An 18,383-nucleotide genomic window follows, 5' to 3' on the forward strand; every position below is an offset into this window, starting at 1 on the left:
CTCAGCGTGGCTGGTGCGCCTTGACCGCTTCCAGCCATTGCGCCTGAAGGCGCTCCTGCTGCGGGTCGATGCCCTGTTCGGCCAGCAGCGCCAGGTGCCGCTCCACCTCGCCGAGCATCTGCCCATGGGCACTGGAGTTGGCATCGAGCTGGTGCATCTGGCCCAGCCCCAGGTGATAGAAACGCAACAGCTTGAGGGCCGCCGGGTCACGGGCGGCCACCCCGGCGGTGACCTGGTGCATGACGTTGGTCACCCGCATCAGGCTGCGCTTGAGGCGCCAGCCATAGACCGCCGCCGCCATCCACGGCTGCTGCCAGAACACAGTGCGTACCAGGGCTGCGCAGACCAGCAGGCCAACGCCCACCCCGGTGGCATTCCAGACCAGGTTGTCGCCGCTACCCTGGCCGAACAGCGCCACCGCGGCGCTGGAGAACAGCATGGCCAGGGCAATGAACACCAGGGCGATGATCAGGGTGCTGCGCCGGGTCTGCCGGCGGTAGAGCTCAGGGTCCTGGGGGGTGATGACGAACATGGGGCGATGGGCTCCACTGGCAAGGAAATGGGCGGGCATTATCACCGCTGGCGGCCACGGCGGTGACGAAAATCGCCGCACAAAACGGAAATATCCCCTCGGCTTGATCCAGGTCGGTATTCACCGCTATCGCTGCCGGGGCCGGCGAGGACGCAATGCGCGCCCCAGGCGCCGCCAGCCCAGCACCACACCGCTGGCGCTGACCAGCAAGCCGCCGGCACTGAACAGCAACATCCACAGGTCCCACAGTGGTCGCTTGCCCAGCAGCGGCAGCCAGTCCCAACTGTGCAGCAGGGCGAACAGCCAGCGCGAGGCACGCCGTGGCTGGTCCAGCTGGCCCACCACGGCGCCGGTATAGAGATCCAGGTGCAACCAGGTCCGGGCCGGATCGTCGAAGCGCACCCGCAGTGCCGGCAAGCGCTGCTGCAGATGGCCGAGCATGCTCTGGGGCTCCCGGGCGTAGTAGTAGAAGTCGTAGGCCTGCAGTTGCTCGACCTGCAGCGGTTGGCCTGGGCTGATGGCCTGGGCCGCCTGTTGCAGGGTATGGGGCTCGAACCGCGACAACACCCGGTCCGCGGCCATGTCCAGGATCCGCGTGCGCCCGGCGCCGTCGTAGCCGATCACGTAGCCCTGGCCGGCAATCATTCGCCACTCCAGCTCCCGGGCCCGCAGGCCGTCGCCGGCAAAGCGCTCCAGGACCTGGCGCGCATCCAGGGGAAAGGCCGCGGCATCGAGCGCCGCGCCCTGGTACGCCGCCAGCGACAACGGCCGGGCGCTGCTGAAGATCTTCCATGGATTCATCGACATCAAGCCACTGAAGATCCAGGTGATGGCGAGCACCCCGAACAGCAAGCCGCCCAGGTGATGCCAACGGGCAAAGCCCTGGTAGGGCGAGCGCGAGCCATTGCGATAGGTGCGGCCAAAGCGCCAGCGCAACAGGCCTACCGCCAGGCCCAGGACCGCCATCAGCGTCGCCCCCAGGGACAGGTAGGTGACGATCGGCCCCCAGGCGCCATCGATGCCGATGCCGCGCAACGCATACAGCCAATGCAGCCAGGCACCGATCCAGTTCCAGGCCCGTTCATTGGCGGTGGCGTCGCGCACCACTTCGCCGGTGCTGGCGGAAACGTACAGCAACCGGTCCTCGGCATCGGCCACCGCCACCCGATGCAACGGCCGGTCGCCATCCAGGGCCCGGGACAGGCTCCAGGTATCCTGCGCGACCACGCCGCGCTCGCTTGCGGCCACCCCCGGGGCGAACTGGCGGGCCGCCGCCAGCGCCTGGGGCCAGTCGGTTGGGGGCATGGGCCGGGCGCTGCGGGCGTCCACCGCCAGCTTGCGCGCTCCGGGATATTCCAGGACATAACCCGGGGTTCCGGCCACCGTGAGCAGGCGCAGGCTGGTCGGCGCTTGCCCGCTGTCGGCGGCCGCCAACACCCGCTCCAGGCTGGCGCCCTCCTGGTCCAGGACCAGCGGCGGCAGGTGAGCCAGGTGTTCGGCGGGGGTCAGCTTGGGATATCCGACATACAGCATCACGGCCCCGGAGATGAACCACAGGGCCATGAACAGGCAGGCGACGATCCCCAGCCAGCGGTGCCAGAGGTACAGGTAACGCTTCATCACATCGATCTCGCAGCGACGCGGGACACCACGGGCGCCCCGCCGGTTCAGGTCAGAAGCGCGTTTGCAGCGCCAGCTCGAAGGTCCGCGGTGCCCCCAGGTACAGTTGGGTCGGCGCGGTGCTGCGGGCGTACACCCGGTCGGTGAGGTTGCGTACCCGGGCGGTGACCCGGGTATCGGCATCGACCCGATAGCCGACGAAGGCGCCGAAGATCCCGTAGCCCGGGGCATAGCGGGTGTTGGCCGCGTTGGCGTACATCGACGACACATAGCGGCTGTCGGCCCCCACCTGCCAGGACGGGTCCAGGTCGTAGGTCAACCACAGGTTGGCCACCTTCTCGGGAATGTTGGTGGGACGGTTGCCCTTGCGCGACACCGGCCGGCCGCCGACGTTTTCATAGAACTCGTCGTACTGCGCATCGACATAGGCGAAGTTGCCCTCGGCCAGAAGCTTGGGCGTGATCCGCAGCGACGCCGCCAGCTCGACCCCGCGGGAAGACTGCTGGCCCACCGGCTGGCTATTGCCGGGGTTGGCCGGGTCGGCGGTGGACAGGTTCTTGCGCTCGATGCGGTAGGCCGCCAGGGTGGCCGAGCCGCGCCCTTGGAGGAAGTCGAACTTGCTGCCGATTTCCCACTGGTTGCCGGTGCTCAGGTCGAAGTCGCGCACCTGGCCATAACTGGCGGTGGTGAGGACCCCAGAGGGCGGATCGGCGGCACTGCTGTATTGCACATAGACATTGGCCGTCGGGGTCAGCTCGTAGACCAGCCCCAGGCGTCCGGTGGTAGGCCGGTACTTGCGCTGGAAGAACGCCGGGTTGGCAGCGTTGACGGCCCGGTAGTTGGTCACTTCCAGGTCGATCTGGTCATGGCGCAGGCCGCTGAGCAAGGACAGGCGCTCGCTGAGTTGCAGGCGGTTTTCCAGGAACAGCGCCCAGGTGTCCACCTGATTGCGCCGGTTCTTGTCGAAGCTGCGGCGCACTCCGGGCAGTTTCCAGAAGCTGCCGGGCTCGAAGCGGTCCGGGTCGACCTTGTCCACCGGGTCCGGCAAAGACAGCGGGTAGTTGCTCATGACGTTGTGGCTGTAGTCGATGCCCGTCGACCATTGGCTGTCCAGGCCGAACACATTGCCCTGATGCAGCAGTTCGAAGCGATTGCCGTTGAGCTCCTGGGCATGGCGCTGGAGCAAGGTGCCGGAACGGATCACCTGGGAGTTGTCAGCGTTGTAGGCGTAGTTCTCGACGTTGCGGTATTCGCGATCGGCATTGTAGTGGTACAGGGTGTTGCGCAACGAGGTGGCGTCATCGAGCTGGTAGTCGATGATCGAGCGCAACCAGCGCACCCGCTGCTCGTAGCGACCGTCGTCGACGTTGTAGTTCTCGAAGCGTCGGCTGCGCTGCACTTGTATCTTGCCCTCCAGCGGTGCCAGGGCCGGGGTTCCCCAGTAGGGGCTGTCGACGCGCTCGTCCTGGTATTCGAAGGCCAGGGTGTGGGACAGCTGGTCGTTGATATCCGTCAGCAGGGAAAAGGCCAGGGTCCAGGCATCGCGTTGCTCGCGGTCGATGTAGCCGTTGCTGGTGCTGTGGTTGAAGTCCAGGCGCGCGTAGTGCCAGGGGCCCGGTCCGGCGTTGAGGGCGTGGTTGAAACCCAGGGACAGGGCGCGGCTGTCGTAGGAGCCGTAGCTGATCCGCCCTTCGTTGAACGACTCGCTGCGCGAGGCCAGCTTGGTGATGTAGTTGATGGAACCACCCACGGCCCCGGCGCCATGGAGAAAACTCGAGGGCCCGCCCACTGCCTCGACCCGATCGTAGATCCAGCTGTCCACCGGCCGCGCGGCGATGGAGTCGTACTGCACGCTGATGCCATTGAACAACTGGGTGATCTGCGGCCCGGAGAAGCCACGATAAGACACGAATCCCGGGATACCCGGCGACGAAGCGGCGTTCATGCCCGGCATCCCCAGCAATACATCCTGGGTCGTGGCAGCACCGCGCTGCTCGATCTGCTGGCGCTCGACCACGCTGATCGACGCCGGGGTCTGCCTGGGGGTCAGGCCCAGGCGCGAACCGGTGGTGCCCTGGGTATCGAGTTGCAGGCCGAACTTCTTCTGTTCATCGGCGCTGATGCGCATCTGCGGCAGTTCCAGCGTGCCCTCGGCCAGGGCATTGAAAGACAGGGCGCAGCACAGCGCCGCGCAGCTTGGAGAGCGATACAGGTACTTCATAGTCTCGGACTCGGAAAAAACCATCGAATGCCGCCCGCCCGTGGCCACGCGAACGCGCGCACGGCAACAGGCCAGGGACGGCAAGGAGGCGACCGCGATGGGTCGCCGGGGAGCCAGGTCAGCTCAGAGGGGGAGCCCGAGGGTTGAGGGGCGGCCAGCCATAGCGTGGCGGCGCCTTGTCATGCTGCGCGACCTTGGGTCGTTGCGGGCGCTGGCGACGCAACAGCCAGGCCAGGCAGAACAGCAGCCCCAGGCCCAGGGTGACGGCCGAGCACAACGGGCAGACCAGGGTATTGAGCCAGCCGGCACCTGCCTGGTCGCTGAAGTCGGTGTCCACCGCCGGGCCCTGGTTGCCCAGGGCAGAGCAGAACTGCCCGCCTACGCCATTGAGCTCCAACCCGGCCACCTGGCCATGGCCCAAGCCGCAGACGAACACGTTGAACAGCACGCAGAAATACAGCGTCCAGGCAACGTGGCGGCGATAGGGTGAGGTGCGAGTCATGGGGCGCAAGGTTAACAGCCGGCAACGCCGTGGAAAATCACCGTTACATTTTTCCTGAGCACGCCCCCAGCGCTTCGTGTGGCGGCTGCGCACGGCTCGGCACGAGCCGCCGGGGATCGTGCGCCCAGCCAGGGATACCGCGCTGGCGAGCGGTCATTCGCGGTCCTGGGACTTCACCGCCAGGATGCTACCCGGCATCGAGTACAGCGCTCGCTCGGTGGTGCTGCCGATCAGCCGGCCAAAACCGCTGCGGTGCACGGTGCCCATGACCACGGCGTCCACCAGGTATTCGTCGACGAACTGGGCGATGCCCGGGACCGGTGGCCCCATGATGAAGTGGCGAAACTCCTGGGGCACGTTGTGCGCGTCTCCCAGGCGCTCGAACTCCTTGTGCAGGGAATCGCGCAACTCGTCCAGGCAACTGGCGCTCCAGGCCGTGGAAGCCACCGGCGCCACGCCGTCGAGCATCGGCATCAGGTCATGGGCATATAGCAGGTGCAACTGCGCGTCGCACTGCAAGGCCAGGGCATTGGCGGTGCGGATGATCTGGGCATTGAGGCCGCTGATCTGGGTATCGGACTGGGCCGGGTCCACCGCCGCGACGATCCGCCGTGGCAGGTTGTTCGGTGCGTCGTTGACCAGGTGCACCGGCACCGGGGCGTCACGCAGCAGGTGGCAGTCCAGCGGCGTGACGAAGACCCGCTTGAGCGCCGATTCCAGGGTCACGTCCTTGATCAGCAGGTCAGGCTGGAACTCGGCGATGTAGTCCAGCATGTCCTTGAGCACCTGGGTGCTCCAGACCACCTGGGTGCTGACTTCCACCCCCTGCTCGCGCATCCATCGCGCCTCCACTTGCAGCCAGCGCTCATGGCGTTGCAGATAGGCCTGGCGCTCGCTGTCCTCCAGGTGTTCTTCCCACAGGTAAGTGCGCGCTGGCGGTTCGACGAACACCAGGGCATGCAGCTTGGCGCCACTGGCCCGGGCCAGGGCGGCGGCCCGGCGGGCGGCGGGTGACTGGTGCTGCTGGGGATCGGCGATCAGCAGCAGATGCTGGTACTGGCTCATGGTGCACCTCCTTGTTGGGCAGTGGCCTCGAGTGTCGAGCCTGGCAGCCACGAACGCCTTGATACGCATCAACGGCGCCAGCGCTTCTCCATCAAGACTAGCGGCGCAAGCCCGGCAAGCACAGCAACAGGGCCATTGCGCCGCACAGGCACAGGCTCGCCCCCAGGGCCTGGCCCCAACCCACCAGCAGCAATCCGGCACCGATCAACAAGTAATAGAACAGTCCGAACAAGGCCCCGGCGCTGCCCAGCCGATCGCTATAGGCCGCCAGGGCCGAGCCGAGGATATTCGGGATCGCCAGGCCGAAACCCAGCACCACGCCGCCCATGGGCAACACCAGCCACAGGCTGTGTTGCAAGGCCAGTACTCCCAGGCCTCCGGCCAGCACCGCCAGGGCCGCCAGCACCAGCAGCCGGGCACTCTGCCAACCGCGCCCGAGCAGCCAGCGATTGCACCAGGCGCCACAACCGGAGCCCAGGGCCAGTAACGCGCCGCTGTAGCCGAACCATTGCTCGCCCTGGCCCAGTTGGCGGAACAGGAAGGGACCCAGGCTGTAGTAGCTGAGCAACGCGATGTTGAACGCCGCCACCAGCAGCGCCGAGCGCCAGATACCGGTATCGCGCAGCATCTGCCACAGGGTCCCGGCCAGGGGCGCCAGGGGCTGGGCCGGCGGACGGGTTTCCGGCAGCGCTCGGACACAACAGGCCAGCAGTATCAGGGCCAGCCCCAACAGCGCGCCCAAGGCTCCGCGATACCCCAGGGCCTGGGTCAGGCCCGAACCGGCGAACAGGCCAATGGCCGGGCTGGCCGCCAGCACCATGCCGACCAGGGAAAATACCCGGGCCAGCTCACGCCCCTGGAACAGGTCCCGCAACAAGGTCTGGGTCACCACCGAGCATGCCGCCACGCCCACGGCGGCCAGGGCCTGGCAGCACAAAAAGGCAGCGAAGTCGCTGGCCAGCAGTCCCAGGCACTGGGCCAGGGCATACAGGGCCAGGCCGCCCAGCAAGGCCGGGCGTCGGCCCCAGCGATCGCTCAGGCGGCCCCACAAGACGACGCCCGGGGCAATACCCAGGATGAATACCGAAAGGCTCTGGGCCGCCTGCTCCGCAGGCACGTCGAAGGCCTGGCCGACATCGGCCAGGGCCGGGCTGTAGAGGATCTGGGCAATCGGTGCGAACATCAGCAAGACCATGGCCAGGGGCAATAAGGTACGGGGATTCATCAGGCTGCTCGGCAAGAAAAACATGCCGGCGATTCTAGGCAGGCATCACTGGCGTATTATCGAAATTCTGCCAATAAACATTGGAAACCAGACAACCATGGCATGGCTCGAGCCCCAGGCCCGCTTCGACCCGGACGCCTTCACTACCCTGGTGGTCGGCATCGCCGCGACCCTGGGCGATCATGACTCCGGCCTGCACCAGCACCAGCGCGGCCAGTTGCTGTACACCCGCCAGGGCTGCACGCGCATCACCCTGGCCGACCGCCTGTGCCTGCTGCCCCCCTCACGAGCGGCATGGATACCCTCCGGCGTCCGCCATCGCGCCCAGATGCAGCAAAGCGTGGATTACCGCTCACTGTACTTCTGCCGCGAACTGGCCCCACAGCTGCCTGCGGAGGTGGCAGTGATCGAGGTCAGCCCACTGTTGCATGCGGTGCTGGAGCCCATGGCCCAGGCCGCCTTCGATTGTGACTGGAGCCAGGGGCGCTACCCGCACCTGCTGGGCCTGTGCCTCGAGGAAATCGCTACGGCCGCGCGCCAACCGCTGTCCTTGCCCCTGCCCCGGGACAAACGCCTGCGACCGCTGCTGGACGACTTGCAAAGCCTGCCGCCGGAACTGCAGGTGCTGGCGACCCGGGTGGGCGCCAGCAGCCGGACCATCGGCCGCATTTTCCAGCGCGAGACTGGCCTGGGCTACCAGCAGTGGCGCCAGCAATGGCGGCTGATGCGGGCCATCGAATTGCTCGCCACCGGGCGCAGCATCAGCTACAGCGCCTTCGAACTGGGCTTTGCCAGCGACAGCATCTTCATCGCCTTCTTCAAGGCCATGACCGGTACCACGCCTCGCGCCTACTTCAAGTGAGGCTCGGCGCCTCAGGCCTGGGGCAACTTGCGAAAACCCACCGCCAGGCGGTTCCAACTGTTGATGGTGGAGATCGCCATGGTCAGGTCGACGCATTCGCTGGGGCTGAACTGGCCGGCCAACAGCTCGTAGTCGGCGTCCGGCGCCTGGGTCTCGGCGAGCCGGGTCAGGGCTTCGGTCCAGGCCAGGGCGGCGCGCTCGCGAGGGGTGAAGAACGGGCTTTCGCGCCAGACCGCCACGGCGAACAGGCGGCGCTCGGTCTCTCCTTGCTTGAGGGCATCGACGCTGTGCATGTCGACACAAAAGGCACAGCCATTGATCTGGGACGCTCGCAGCTTGACCAACTCGATCAGGGATTTTTCCAGTGGCAGCCGTGAAACCGCGGCCTCCAGGGCGAGCATGGCCTTGAGGGCCTCGGGCGAGGCGGTATAGAAATCCAGGCGCGGTTGCATGAGGGGAAACTCCGGGTCAGTGAGGATGCCGCCACGTTACGCCAGCCCCTGGTCGTGACCAATGACCAATCCCCGGGAACTTGGCTAGACCAATGCCCGGTGCTTCGTGTAGCCGCTTGACCTGCTGGCTCGTGTCGCCCGCTCGGTTTATGCAATAGGCCTGCGAGCGCGTGCCAGCGGGCGCTGCGCACCCGGTCGTAGCCTCGCCAGTTCGGCAACGGCTACAGGGACTGGCGCGGTTGCGCGATGCTCTGTCGGCGCGCCTCAGGTGCGGCTACGCAGCCATTGCATGAAGCCCTTTTTCAGCACCGGCTTGGGTTGGGCCTGGGTCAGGCTCTGGGCCATATGCCGACGGAAATCCAGCAGGTTCTTCATGGCTTCGTTGATGTCGTGGCGGGCATCCAGGCACGGCTTGAGGAACTCGTTGTCGATGCGGTACAGGCTGCAGAAGGTCTTGGCCGAGAACTGCGCCAGGGTCGCCTCCTCGGACACCACCCCAGCCTCGCCGATCACCTCGCCCGGCCCCATGCGCCCGGCCTCGAACGGCTGGCCTTCGCGCTGCATGGTCACCGACACCACCCCGGACTCGATGATGAACAAATGATCGCTGACCTCGCCAGCCGGCAGGATGACCTCGCCGGCACGGAAGGTCTGCAACTGCATGTTCTGGCTGAAGGTGTCCTTCTCTTCCTGGCGCAGGGTGGAAAAGATGCTCGAGGTGTCCAGCAGCGCCCGGGGCCGGGATGCGCCCGCCGCTTGGCTGGCCTCGTTGCTGGACAACAGGCTGACGCCACTGGCCTGCAGATGACGGAACGCCAGGTCGAACAGTTGATTACGCACTTCGCGTTTTTGCCCCATGCTGGCGACGAAACCGCTGATCTCGTACTCCGCGCCAGTGCTGCTGGTGCTTTTCATGGCGACGCTGGCAGCCGGGCTGGCCAACAGGAACCGGCAGCCCAGGGTCGCGCGCTCCAGGGCCTCGATGACCTTCTGCGGCCGGGCATGGGGGCTGACCTGCAGGCTCACCGCCACCCCATGGACATCGCTGGGCCGGCTGAAGTTGGTGATCTTGGCCTTGGAGGCCAGGGAGTTGGGGATCACCACCATGCTGCCCTGGGAGGTTTGCAGCCGGGTGGCTCGCCAGTCGATGTCCAGCACCCGTCCCTCGGTGCCGTCGATGGCGATCCAGTCATCGATCTGGTAGGGCTTGGTGGTGTTGAGCACGATCCCGGAAAACAGGTCGCTGAGGGTGCTTTGCAACGCCAGGCCGACGATGATCGCCAAGGCCCCGGAGGTCGCCAGCACGCCCTTGACCGGCAGTTCCAGCACATAGGCCAGGGCGGCGATGATGGCGACCAGGAAGATCAGCGCCCCCATCAAGTCCTGCAGCAACCGTCCGGTATGACCGACCTGCTGCATCATCAGGGTGCCCAGCAATACGGTCAGGGTCCGCGCGCCGAACAGCCACCAGCCGATCTCCAGGCCGGTGGCGGCCAGGTGCAGCGGTACATCGTCCGGCCAGGGCGCAGCTTGCAGGGGGTTCATGCCCTGGTTGAACAGCATCAGGCTGTAGAGGCAGAAGATCAGCACCCGCACCGCCAGTTTCCAGTACTCGCCACGGGCGCCTATCACCCGCCAGAGCACGATATCCAGGAACAGCAGGAACAACGCGGCCAACAACGGATGGTCGGTGAACAGGGAAAACATCGAGGCGCTCCGGCAAGACGAGGACGGCAAGATCGCACGAAAGGGCATGCAGCAGGTATAGCCGCAAAAGCCGGGCATGGAGGGAAAGAGATCAGCCGCCGGGATACGGCGGCTTCACAGGCCTATCGGATATAGCCGCTGCCCCAGGCTGCGCCCGGTTCGGCACGAGCTGCCCAACCTGCCTGGGCGATGAGCCTGGGTACCGCGCATGGCGGGTGCTGCCAGCCTCACGGGCTCGGCAGCGGCTACCAGGGCCGGCTTACTTGCCCTGGGTCAGGGTGTTGTAGCTGGTCATCAGGTTGCGGTAGTCGGGGATGTGGTTGGAGAACAAGGTGCCCAGGCCCTCGATGTCGTTGCGCCAGTCACGATGCAGCTCGCAGGCCAGGCCGAACCAGGTCATCAGTTGGGCGCCGGCGGCGGACATGCGGTTCCAGGCAGAGTCGCGGGTCAGTTCATTGAAGGTACCGGAGGCATCGGTGACCACGAACACCTCGAACCCCTCTTCCAGGGCCGAGAGCGCCGGGAAGGCCACGCAGACTTCGGTCACCACGCCGGCGATGATCAGTTGCTTCTTGCCGGTAGCCTTGACCGCCTTGACGAAGTCCTCGTTGTCCCAGGCATTGATCTGGCCAGGACGGGCGATGTACGGCGCATCGGGGAACAGCGTCTTCAATTCGGGCACCAGCGGGCCATTGGGGCCGGTTTCGAAACTGGTGGTGAGGATGGTCGGCAGCTTGAAGTACTTGGCCAGGTCGCCCAGGGCCAGGACGTTGTTCTTGAAGCGATCGGGGTCGATATCGCGCACCAGCGACAGCAAGCCGGCCTGGTGGTCTACCAGCAGAACGGCAGCGTTGTCCTTGTCCAGGCGTTTGTAAGCAGTAGTCATGATGAAGTCCTCGCTAATGATCGATGCCGGGCAATCCGGCCTGAGTGAAGCCCGTGCCCACACCACCCGAAGGTGGCGGGCGCCGGGGTGTAGCGCGCGACTGGCAGAGCCTAGTTGCCCCTGGTCGTCGCGCAAGCGCTGCCGGTCAGTGACCGGCGGCGTCCATCTGGCCGAAGCGTCCCGATTGGAAATCGACGAAGGCCTGGTGAATCTCCTCTTCGCTGTTCATCACGAACGGGCCGTGGCCGACGATGGGTTCGTCGATGGGCTCGCCGCTGAGCAGCAGCACGATCGCGTCGCTGTCGGCCTCCAGGCCGAGCAGGTCGCCATCGCGCTCCAGCAATACCAGCTGGCCTTCGCGCACCCGCTCCTGGCCATTGACCTGCAAGGTGCCGCGCAACACTACCAAGGCCGTGTTACGCCCGGCCTGCAGCTCCAGGTCCAGGGGCTTGCCGGCCCGCAGGCGCAGGTCCCAGACGTCGATCGCGGTGAAGGTCCGGGCCGGGCCCTGGCGACCGCCGAACTGACCGGCGATCAGGCGCAGGCTGCCGGCGTTGCCCGGCAGTGGCAGCTGCGGGATGTCGTTGGCCAGGATGGTCTGGTAGCCAGGCGCGGCGAGCTTGTCCCGGGCCGGCAGGTTGACCCACAGCTGGACCATTTCCAGGTTGCCGCCACGGCGGGCGAAATCGGCGGAGTGAAACTCCTCGTGGAGGATCCCCGACGCCGCGGTCATCCACTGCACATCACCCGGGCCGATCTTGCCGCCGCTGCCGGTGGAGTCGCGGTGCTCCACTTCACCATCGTAGACAATGGTCACCGTCTCGAAGCCGCGATGGGGGTGCTGGCCGACTCCGCGCCGGGCGCTGGTGGGGCTGAACTGCGCCGGGCCGGCGTGGTCGAGCAGCAGGAACGGACTGATGTGCTGGCCCATCTGGTCGTAGGAAAACAGGGTGCGGACCGGAAACCCGTCGCCGACCCAATGGGGCCTGGGGCTGGTGTAGATACCGATGATGTTTTTCATGTAGTCCTCCAGAACTTTCTGATGGACACACCTTAAATCCCGCACCTTTGACCCGCTAGACTGCAAAAATCGCCCTTAGCGTTCTATTTGGAGAACGATCTTGGAAGACCTCAATACCCTCTACTACTTCACCCAGGTAGTGGAACATCGCGGCTTCGCTGCCGCCGGAAGGGCCCTGGACATGCCCAAGTCCAAGCTCAGCCGGCGCATCGCCCAGTTGGAGGAACGCCTGGGCGTACGCCTGATCCAGCGCACCAGCCGGCACTGCTCGCTGACCGAGATCGGCCAGGAGTACTACCAGCGTTGCCTGGCCATGCGGGTCGAGGCCGAAGGCGCGGCGGAAGTCATCGAGCGCAATCGTTCCGAGCCCCAGGGGCTGGTACGGGTGGCTTGCCCCACCGCCCTGCTCAACTCCTGGGTCGGGCCGATGCTCACCCGCTTCATGCTCAAGTACCCCTTGGTGGAATTGTTCATCGAGAGCACCAACCGCCGGGTCGACTTGATCCACGAAGGGTTCGACATCGCCCTGCGGGTGCGCTTCCCGCCACTGGAAAGCACCGACCTGGTGATGAAGGTGCTGGGCAACAGCACCCAATGCCTGGTGGGGCACCCGGACTTTCTCCAGCGGCTGTCGAGCCCGCCCTCGCCGGCCGATCTCAGCGGCCTGCCGAGCCTGCACTGGGGCGCGGGGCAACGGGACTACCAATGGCAATTGCAGGGCCCGGACGAGGCCGAGGCCCTGATCCGCCATCATCCACGGCTGGTCACCGACGACTTGATCGCGCTGCGCCATGCGGTGCTGGCCGGGATCGGCATCGCCCACCTGCCCCGGGTTGTGGTGCGCGAGGACCTGGAGGCCGGGCGCCTGCATGAACTGGTTCCCGGCTGGGCGCCGCGTTGCGGGATCGTCCATGCCATCTTCCCTTCACGCCGGGGCCTGCTGCCTTCGGTGCGCAGCCTGATCGATTTTCTCGGCGAGGAGTTCAGCCACAGCGACATGGCCTGAAACGCGGGAAACGGCTGATCCATGGCAGGTATGGCACTGGGCAAGAAAATATTCCAGCCATAATATTTTCCCCAAACCCTGTCGCCCAGCCGAGGAGAAGCCCATGCACAGCCCAACCCGTGAAGCCACCCTGGCCCAATGGCAAGCCCAGGAACAAGCCATGCGTGCGCGCCTGGCCGGCCCCGGGAGCCTGTCCCTGGCCGAGGTCAGCGCCCTCACGCCGGAACAGTTCTTCGCCGGGATCGGCAACGGCGAGCTGCCTTCACCGCCCATCGGCAGCCTGCTGGATTTCATACCTATCGAGTGGGGCAATGGCCTGTTCGTGTTCCAGGGCACCCCGGATAACCGCCACTACAACCCACTGGGCACCGTGCATGGAGGCTACGCCGCCACCTTGCTGGATTCATGCATGGGTTGTGCGATCCACACCCGCCTGCAACAGGGCCAGGGCTACACCACCCTGGACCTGCGCATCAGTTATGTAAGGGCCTTGACCGGGGACAGCGGCCCGGTGCGGGCCGAGGGCAAGATTGTGCATCTGGGCCGCAGCACGGCCCTGGCCGAGGGCCGGATCTATGACGTGGATGGCCGGCTGTATGCCACCGGCAGCACCACCTGCATGATCCTCCAGCCCAGGGATTGAGCTACCGCGGACAGGGGCCTGCCTGGGCTGGATAATCCGCTGGATCGATCAACCGCATCAGTTGCCCGAGCGCCTCGCGGTCCGGCAACTGCGCCTGGCTGACATGGATGCTCTGGCGCCTGTGGCTGGCGATTCCTGGCCAGCCCGGGCAATCGTAGATCAGCACCTGGTGCAATTGCCGGTTGTCCATGCAGAAGGCCAGCAGGTCGAAGCCGTCCGCGACATCGAAGCTAGCGCTGATGATCGCCAGGTCGAACGGAGCGCTGGAGTACTCCACCAGGGTCAGCAGCTCCTCGAGCCGGTGTACGGGAGCGATACGGTAATAACCCAGCTGGTTGAGGGCTCTCTCGATTTGCATCCGTTGAAAATGCTGATTGTCGGCAATCAGTATGCGCAGCGCTCTGTTGGACATTCTTCTGATCCTATTGCTGGGTGGCGACCGGCAGGAACCGGTCTTGTCCTCCTGAATCGGTAGAAGGCTGGAATAAGCATCCCAGGGCCTGCCATGAGATCGTTCTGAAACCGCTCCAGCTCGGTCCTGCCATCGGCACAGCGCACGTGCCGATGAAATAGACGACAGTTCGTCGTCAGATCCGCGCAAGGCTGCGAACCACATTAAGCGGCGATCAACACTCAAGGCAGCAAGGTGTCTGAGGGTAATTGTTTCGAAGACTCTGGGCTGGCCATCACTCGGTGGTACTGGGGCTCCAGAACGCCTGCTGGACCAACGACGAGCCCGAGAGCCGGGCCACCAGCGCGTCCAGCTCGTCACCGTCCACCGAGGTACTGGCGAGCGTCGCCTCGATCTGCACTTCCTCGCTGCCGAAGGCGTGCACGTCGACGTCGCTGGCCGGATGGTTGCAACGCGCCAACTCGGCCTCCAGCAGGGCGAACACGGCTTTCTGCCGGGAACGATGGGCGATCACGTAGACGATATTCGTGACCTCGGCGGAGATCACATCCAGCGGCTGGCGGTTGATGTTGTTGACGATAGGCCGCAAGAGGGTGTTGGCCGCCAGCACGAACAAGGTGCCGAGCAGGGCTTCGAGGATCAGGTCGGCACCCGCGCAAGCCCCCACCGCCGCCGAGGCCCAGAGGGTGGCGGCGGTATTCAACCCTCGCACATTGCCCTCCTCGCGCATGATCACCCCGGCGCCGAGGAAACCGATCCCCGAGACCACATAGGCCACTACCCGCACGGCCCCTTCGGCGCCACCCAGGCGGTTGGCCATGTCGACGAAGATCGCCGCCCCCACCGCCACCAGCACGTTGGTGCGCAGCCCGGCGGTGCGTTGGCGGAACTGGCGCTCGAAGCCGATCAGCCCACCTAGGATGAACGCTGCGCTAAGGCTGACCAGGGTATCGATCAGCGAGTCCAGGTTGACGTTGTGCAAGGCTTGCATGGCGAAGATCCTCTTGGCGACCTGCGGCAGGCTAGCCGTGGCAGGTTACAGGCAGCCCACCGCCCCCTGAAAACCCGCCGCGTGCCAGTACTGCCCGTTACTGCCAGCCGAAGCGCCGGCTGTAGAAACCCTTCACCGCCTGGGTCAGGGCCATGTAGGCCACGAGGATCAGCGGCAGGTACAGGAAATACAGTGGTGGCAAGGCCTGCAGCTTGAAGTAGTGGGCCAGCGGCCCCATCGGCAGGAAGATGCCCACGGCCATGATGATTCCGGTCATGACCATCAGCGGCATGGCCGCCCGGCTTTGCAGGAACGGAATCTTCGGCGTGCGGATCATGTGCACGATCAGGGTCTGGGTCAGCAGCCCCACCACGAACCAGCCGGACTGGAACAACGTCTGCTGCTCTGGAGTGCTGGCGCCGAATACATGCCACATCAGGGCGAAGGTGGTGATATCGAAGATCGAGCTGATGGGCCCGAAGAACACCATGAAACGCCCGACATCCGCCGGCTGCCAACGCTGGGGCTGCTTGAGCATCTCGTCGTCGACGTTATCGAAGGGAATGGCGATCTGCGAAATGTCGTACAACAGGTTCTGTACCAGCAGGTGCATCGGCAACATCGGCAGGAACGGGATGAAGGCACTGGCCACCAGCACCGAGAACACGTTGCCGAAGTTGGAGCTGGCGGTCATCTTGATGTACTTGAGCATGTTGGCGAAGGTCCGCCGTCCTTCCAGCACGCCCTCCTCCAGCACCATCAGGCTCTTTTCCAGGAGGATGATGTCCGCCGCTTCCTTGGCGATATCCACCGCACTGTCCACCGAAATGCCGATGTCGGCGGTGCGCAGCGCCGGCGCGTCGTTGATGCCGTCGCCCATGAACCCCACCACGTGCCCGTTGGCCTTGAGCAGGCGGACGATGCGCTCCTTGTGGGTCGGGGTCAGCTTGGCGAAGACATTGGTGGTCTCCACCGCCTTGGCCAGTTGCTCGTCGCTCATGCGCTCGATGTCGTTGCCCATCAACAGGCCCTGTTGCTCCAGGCCCACTTCACGGCAGATCTTGGCAGTCACCAGCTCGTTGTCGCCAGTCAGCACCTTGACCGCCACGCCGTGCTCGGCCAGGGCCTTGAGCGCCGGCGCGGTGCTGTCCTTGGGCGGATCGAGGAAGGCCACGTAGCCGATCAGGGTCAGCTCACGCTCATCGGCCAGGCTGTAGGTGTCGCGTCCTTCGAGCATGGGCCGGGCCGCTACCGCTACCACCCGCAGGCCCTCTTCGTTGAGATCGGCAGTGACCCGGCGGATCCGTGCCAGCAGTTCCTCGCTGAGGACTTCCTCGGCCTCGCCATGACGCACGCTGCGGCATACCGCCAGCACTTCCTCCACCGCCCCCTTGCAGATCAGCAAATGCGGCTGGCCCTGCTCCGCCACCACCACCGACATCCGCCGGCGGGTGAAGTCGAAGGGGATTTCATCGACCTTGCGAAACGCCGTACCGACGGCCAGTTCACGCTGGATCTCGACATGCTCGAGCACCGCCACGTCCAGCAGGTTCTTCAGCCCGGTCTGGTAGTAGCTGTTGAGGTAGGCCATCTCCAGCACGTCGTCGGACTCCTCGCCCCACACGTCCACGTGGCGCGCCAGGAAGATCTTGTCCTGGGTCAGGGTGCCGGTCTTGTCGGTGCACAGCACGTCCATGGCGCCGAAGTTCTGGATCGCATCCAGGCGCTTGACGATGACTTTCTTGCGCGACAGGAACACCGCGCCCTTGGCCAGGGTCGAGGTGACGATCATCGGCAGCATTTCCGGGGTCAGGCCCACGGCGATGGACAGGGCGAACAGCAGCGCCTCCATCCAGTCGCCCTTGGTGAAGCCGTTGATGAACAACACCAGCGGCGCCATGACGAACATGAAGCGGATCAACAGCCAGCTGACCTTGTTGACCCCGTTCTGGAACGAGGTAGGCGCGCGGTCGGTGGCACTCACCCGCTGGGCCAGGGCGCCGAAGTAGGTGCTGTTGCCGGTGGTCAGGATCACCGCCGTGGCGGAACCGGAGACCACGTTGGTGCCCATGAACAGGATGTTGTCCAGGTCCAGGGGGTTGCTGGTATCGGCATCCTGCTGGCGCGGGAATTTCTCCACGGGCATGGATTCACCGGTCATGGCCGCCTGGCTGACGAACAGGTCCTTGGCACTGATCACCCGGCAGTCGGCGGGAATCATGTCGCCGGCCGAGAGCACGATCAGGTCCCCCGGCACCAACTGCTTGATGGGCAGCTCGATGCGTCGCGCACCTGCGACCTCGACGGCTGCCGGCAAGCGCCCGGGCGTGGCCGGCGCCAGGGATGGCGAGTCCGGCCGCATCACGGTGGCGGTGTTGCTGACCATGGCCTTGAGGGCATCGGCGGCCTTGTTCGACTTGGCCTCCTGCCAGAAACGCAGCAAGGTCGAGAGCACCACCATGGAAAAGATCACCGTGGCCGCCTTCATGTCCTCGGTCAGCCAGGAGATCACCGCCAACAGGGTCAGCAGCAGGTTGAAGGGGTTCTTGTAGCAGTGCCACAGGTGGGTCCACCAGGACAGCGCCTGCTCGTGCTCGACTTCATTGAGGCCGTGGCGCTCACGCAGGGCCTCGGCTTCCTCGGTACTCAAGCCATCGGTGTGGCTGCCGAGCTGGTCCAGCAGATGCGTCGCGTCGCTGTTGGCCGCCGCGACCAGGGTTTGTGCGAGGGTTGGCGGGACATCGCGACTGACACTGGCGTCGCTGAAGCTTTCCAGCAGGGCCAGGCGCCGGAAGTGCCGGGCGAAATGCCGGGTCCGCAGGAAACCGGCGAAGAATTCTTTCAACAGGGTGAGCTTCATGATGATGACTCCTGCACGGCCGGTGCATGACATAAAAACGGCCGCGTTGAAACGAAACAGTCAGGGAGATGGAACAAGGCAGGATTGGGCTCACGCCTGAAGCAATCGCCCCATCAGGGATAGGCGATGTTGCTGGCGATGCTGACGCTGACGGGTGTATCCCATGGCTGTTCCCCTGGACGGACGGCGCTGGAAACGCCACAGGCAGGTACCGCCGGAGCTGCCACAGGGCGCGTCGAACGCCCACGCAGGACCGGCCCGCAGGTCCATGGAACCTGCGCGTCGAAGCAGCCGCGACACGGCACCAGGCCGGATCGGGCATCGATCGGAGTCATCAAGAAGGGAAATCGGGGCGACCAGGATGGGTCGCGACCGGGA

Annotated in this window: 16 protein-coding genes; 3 read left to right on the forward strand and 13 right to left on the reverse strand. The window is 65.5% G+C overall.

What is annotated here, in order from left to right; all coding sequences use genetic code 11:
• Window position 1: 1 nt before the first annotated feature.
• The 6 genes from CAG11_RS30715 to CAG11_RS30740 all read right to left on the reverse strand — a co-directional run bounded on the left by CAG11_RS30715 (window position 2) and on the right by CAG11_RS30740 (window position 7,165).
• The gene (locus tag CAG11_RS30715) at window positions 2-532 is read right to left on the reverse strand and encodes a DUF3087 family protein (protein WP_085600099.1); all 531 of its coding nucleotides are present in this window, start codon (window positions 530-532) and stop codon (window positions 2-4) included.
• A gap of 126 nt (window positions 533-658) precedes the next feature.
• On the reverse strand, window positions 659-2,152 hold the full coding sequence (locus tag CAG11_RS30720; protein ID WP_085600101.1) for a PepSY domain-containing protein: 1,494 nt from the start codon (window positions 2,150-2,152) through the stop codon (window positions 659-661).
• Between the two features lie 52 nt (window positions 2,153-2,204).
• The gene (locus CAG11_RS30725) at window positions 2,205-4,373 is read right to left on the reverse strand and encodes a TonB-dependent siderophore receptor (protein ID WP_085600103.1); all 2,169 of its coding nucleotides are present in this window, start codon (window positions 4,371-4,373) and stop codon (window positions 2,205-2,207) included.
• A gap of 118 nt (window positions 4,374-4,491) precedes the next feature.
• Window positions 4,492-4,875, reverse strand: coding sequence for a DUF2946 domain-containing protein (locus tag CAG11_RS30730; RefSeq protein ID WP_085600105.1), 384 nt, complete (start codon window positions 4,873-4,875; stop codon window positions 4,492-4,494).
• A gap of 153 nt (window positions 4,876-5,028) precedes the next feature.
• The gene (locus CAG11_RS30735; RefSeq protein ID WP_085600107.1) at window positions 5,029-5,940 is read right to left on the reverse strand and encodes a universal stress protein; all 912 of its coding nucleotides are present in this window, start codon (window positions 5,938-5,940) and stop codon (window positions 5,029-5,031) included.
• A gap of 97 nt (window positions 5,941-6,037) precedes the next feature.
• Window positions 6,038-7,165, reverse strand: coding sequence for an MFS transporter (locus CAG11_RS30740; RefSeq protein ID WP_085600147.1), 1,128 nt, complete (start codon window positions 7,163-7,165; stop codon window positions 6,038-6,040).
• Window positions 7,166-7,262: 97 nt separating this feature from the next.
• Between CAG11_RS30740 and CAG11_RS30745 the strand changes: the two genes are divergently transcribed.
• Window positions 7,263-8,027, forward strand: a complete 765-nt coding sequence (locus CAG11_RS30745) for a helix-turn-helix transcriptional regulator (protein ID WP_085600109.1) — start codon at window positions 7,263-7,265, stop codon at window positions 8,025-8,027.
• An 11-nt stretch (window positions 8,028-8,038) separates the two neighbouring features.
• On the opposite strand, the gene CAG11_RS30750 is transcribed toward CAG11_RS30745, so the two are convergent.
• The 4 genes from CAG11_RS30750 to CAG11_RS30765 form a co-directional block, all read right to left on the reverse strand.
• Window positions 8,039-8,479, reverse strand: a complete 441-nt coding sequence (locus tag CAG11_RS30750) for a carboxymuconolactone decarboxylase family protein (RefSeq protein WP_085600111.1) — start codon at window positions 8,477-8,479, stop codon at window positions 8,039-8,041.
• A gap of 264 nt (window positions 8,480-8,743) precedes the next feature.
• Window positions 8,744-10,186 carry a mechanosensitive ion channel family protein gene (locus tag CAG11_RS30755; protein WP_085600113.1) on the reverse strand — a complete coding sequence of 481 codons (1,443 nt, stop codon included), beginning with the start codon at window positions 10,184-10,186 and terminating at the stop codon, window positions 8,744-8,746.
• A 259-nt stretch (window positions 10,187-10,445) separates the two neighbouring features.
• Window positions 10,446-11,072 carry an isochorismate family cysteine hydrolase YcaC gene (ycaC, locus tag CAG11_RS30760; RefSeq protein ID WP_022639815.1) on the reverse strand — a complete coding sequence of 209 codons (627 nt, stop codon included), beginning with the start codon at window positions 11,070-11,072 and terminating at the stop codon, window positions 10,446-10,448.
• A gap of 145 nt (window positions 11,073-11,217) precedes the next feature.
• Window positions 11,218-12,093, reverse strand: coding sequence for a pirin family protein (locus tag CAG11_RS30765; protein ID WP_053137284.1), 876 nt, complete (start codon window positions 12,091-12,093; stop codon window positions 11,218-11,220).
• Between the two features lie 97 nt (window positions 12,094-12,190).
• Here CAG11_RS30765 and CAG11_RS30770 point away from each other — a divergent pair, with 97 nt between their 5' ends.
• Together CAG11_RS30770 and CAG11_RS30775 are read left to right on the forward strand one after the other, a co-directional pair.
• On the forward strand, window positions 12,191-13,099 hold the full coding sequence (locus CAG11_RS30770; protein WP_085600115.1) for a LysR substrate-binding domain-containing protein: 909 nt from the start codon (window positions 12,191-12,193) through the stop codon (window positions 13,097-13,099).
• 103 nt (window positions 13,100-13,202) lie between these two features.
• Complete coding sequence (locus tag CAG11_RS30775) at window positions 13,203-13,742, forward strand: PaaI family thioesterase (RefSeq protein ID WP_085600117.1); 540 nt, start codon at window positions 13,203-13,205, stop codon at window positions 13,740-13,742.
• Window position 13,743: 1 nt separating this feature from the next.
• Here CAG11_RS30775 and CAG11_RS30780 read toward each other — a convergent pair whose 3' ends face one another.
• From CAG11_RS30780 to mgtA, 3 genes are all read right to left on the reverse strand, one after another.
• The gene (locus CAG11_RS30780) at window positions 13,744-14,100 is read right to left on the reverse strand and encodes a response regulator (protein ID WP_306310251.1); all 357 of its coding nucleotides are present in this window, start codon (window positions 14,098-14,100) and stop codon (window positions 13,744-13,746) included.
• Window positions 14,101-14,428: 328 nt separating this feature from the next.
• Window positions 14,429-15,145 (reverse strand): MgtC/SapB family protein, encoded by a 717-nt coding sequence (locus CAG11_RS30785; protein ID WP_053137281.1) that lies wholly within the window; start codon window positions 15,143-15,145, stop codon window positions 14,429-14,431.
• Between the two features lie 97 nt (window positions 15,146-15,242).
• A complete protein-coding gene (gene mgtA / locus CAG11_RS30790; protein WP_085600121.1) occupies window positions 15,243-18,005 on the reverse strand; it encodes a magnesium-translocating P-type ATPase in 2,763 nt (920 codons plus the stop codon).
• Window positions 18,006-18,383 lie beyond the last annotated feature (378 nt).

The sequence above is a fragment of the Pseudomonas sp. B6(2017) genome (assembly GCF_002112765.1).
GTDB classification, from domain to species: Bacteria; Pseudomonadota; Gammaproteobacteria; order Pseudomonadales; family Pseudomonadaceae; genus Aquipseudomonas; species Aquipseudomonas piscis.

What these genes read in the sequence shown, in the direction of transcription:
- CAG11_RS30715 (WP_085600099.1), bottom strand. Translation starts at nt 532, where the DNA reads ATGTTCGTCATCACCCCCCAGGACCCTGAGCTCTACCGCCGGCAGACC.
- CAG11_RS30720 (WP_085600101.1), bottom strand. Translation starts at nt 2,152, where the DNA reads ATGAAGCGTTACCTGTACCTCTGGCACCGCTGGCTGGGGATCGTCGCC.
- CAG11_RS30725 (WP_085600103.1), bottom strand. Translation starts at nt 4,373, where the DNA reads ATGAAGTACCTGTATCGCTCTCCAAGCTGCGCGGCGCTGTGCTGCGCC.
- CAG11_RS30730 (WP_085600105.1), bottom strand. Translation starts at nt 4,875, where the DNA reads ATGACTCGCACCTCACCCTATCGCCGCCACGTTGCCTGGACGCTGTAT.
- CAG11_RS30735 (WP_085600107.1), bottom strand. Translation starts at nt 5,940, where the DNA reads ATGAGCCAGTACCAGCATCTGCTGCTGATCGCCGATCCCCAGCAGCAC.
- CAG11_RS30740 (WP_085600147.1), bottom strand. Translation starts at nt 7,165, where the DNA reads ATGAATCCCCGTACCTTATTGCCCCTGGCCATGGTCTTGCTGATGTTC.
- CAG11_RS30745 (WP_085600109.1), top strand. Translation starts at nt 7,263, where the DNA reads ATGGCATGGCTCGAGCCCCAGGCCCGCTTCGACCCGGACGCCTTCACT.
- CAG11_RS30750 (WP_085600111.1), bottom strand. Translation starts at nt 8,479, where the DNA reads ATGCAACCGCGCCTGGATTTCTATACCGCCTCGCCCGAGGCCCTCAAG.
- CAG11_RS30755 (WP_085600113.1), bottom strand. Translation starts at nt 10,186, where the DNA reads ATGTTTTCCCTGTTCACCGACCATCCGTTGTTGGCCGCGTTGTTCCTG.
- ycaC (WP_022639815.1), bottom strand. Translation starts at nt 11,072, where the DNA reads ATGACTACTGCTTACAAACGCCTGGACAAGGACAACGCTGCCGTTCTG.
- CAG11_RS30765 (WP_053137284.1), bottom strand. Translation starts at nt 12,093, where the DNA reads ATGAAAAACATCATCGGTATCTACACCAGCCCCAGGCCCCATTGGGTC.
- CAG11_RS30775 (WP_085600117.1), top strand. Translation starts at nt 13,203, where the DNA reads ATGCACAGCCCAACCCGTGAAGCCACCCTGGCCCAATGGCAAGCCCAG.
- CAG11_RS30780 (WP_306310251.1), bottom strand. Translation starts at nt 14,100, where the DNA reads ATGCAAATCGAGAGAGCCCTCAACCAGCTGGGTTATTACCGTATCGCT.
- CAG11_RS30785 (WP_053137281.1), bottom strand. Translation starts at nt 15,145, where the DNA reads ATGCAAGCCTTGCACAACGTCAACCTGGACTCGCTGATCGATACCCTG.
- mgtA (WP_085600121.1), bottom strand. Translation starts at nt 18,005, where the DNA reads ATGAAGCTCACCCTGTTGAAAGAATTCTTCGCCGGTTTCCTGCGGACC.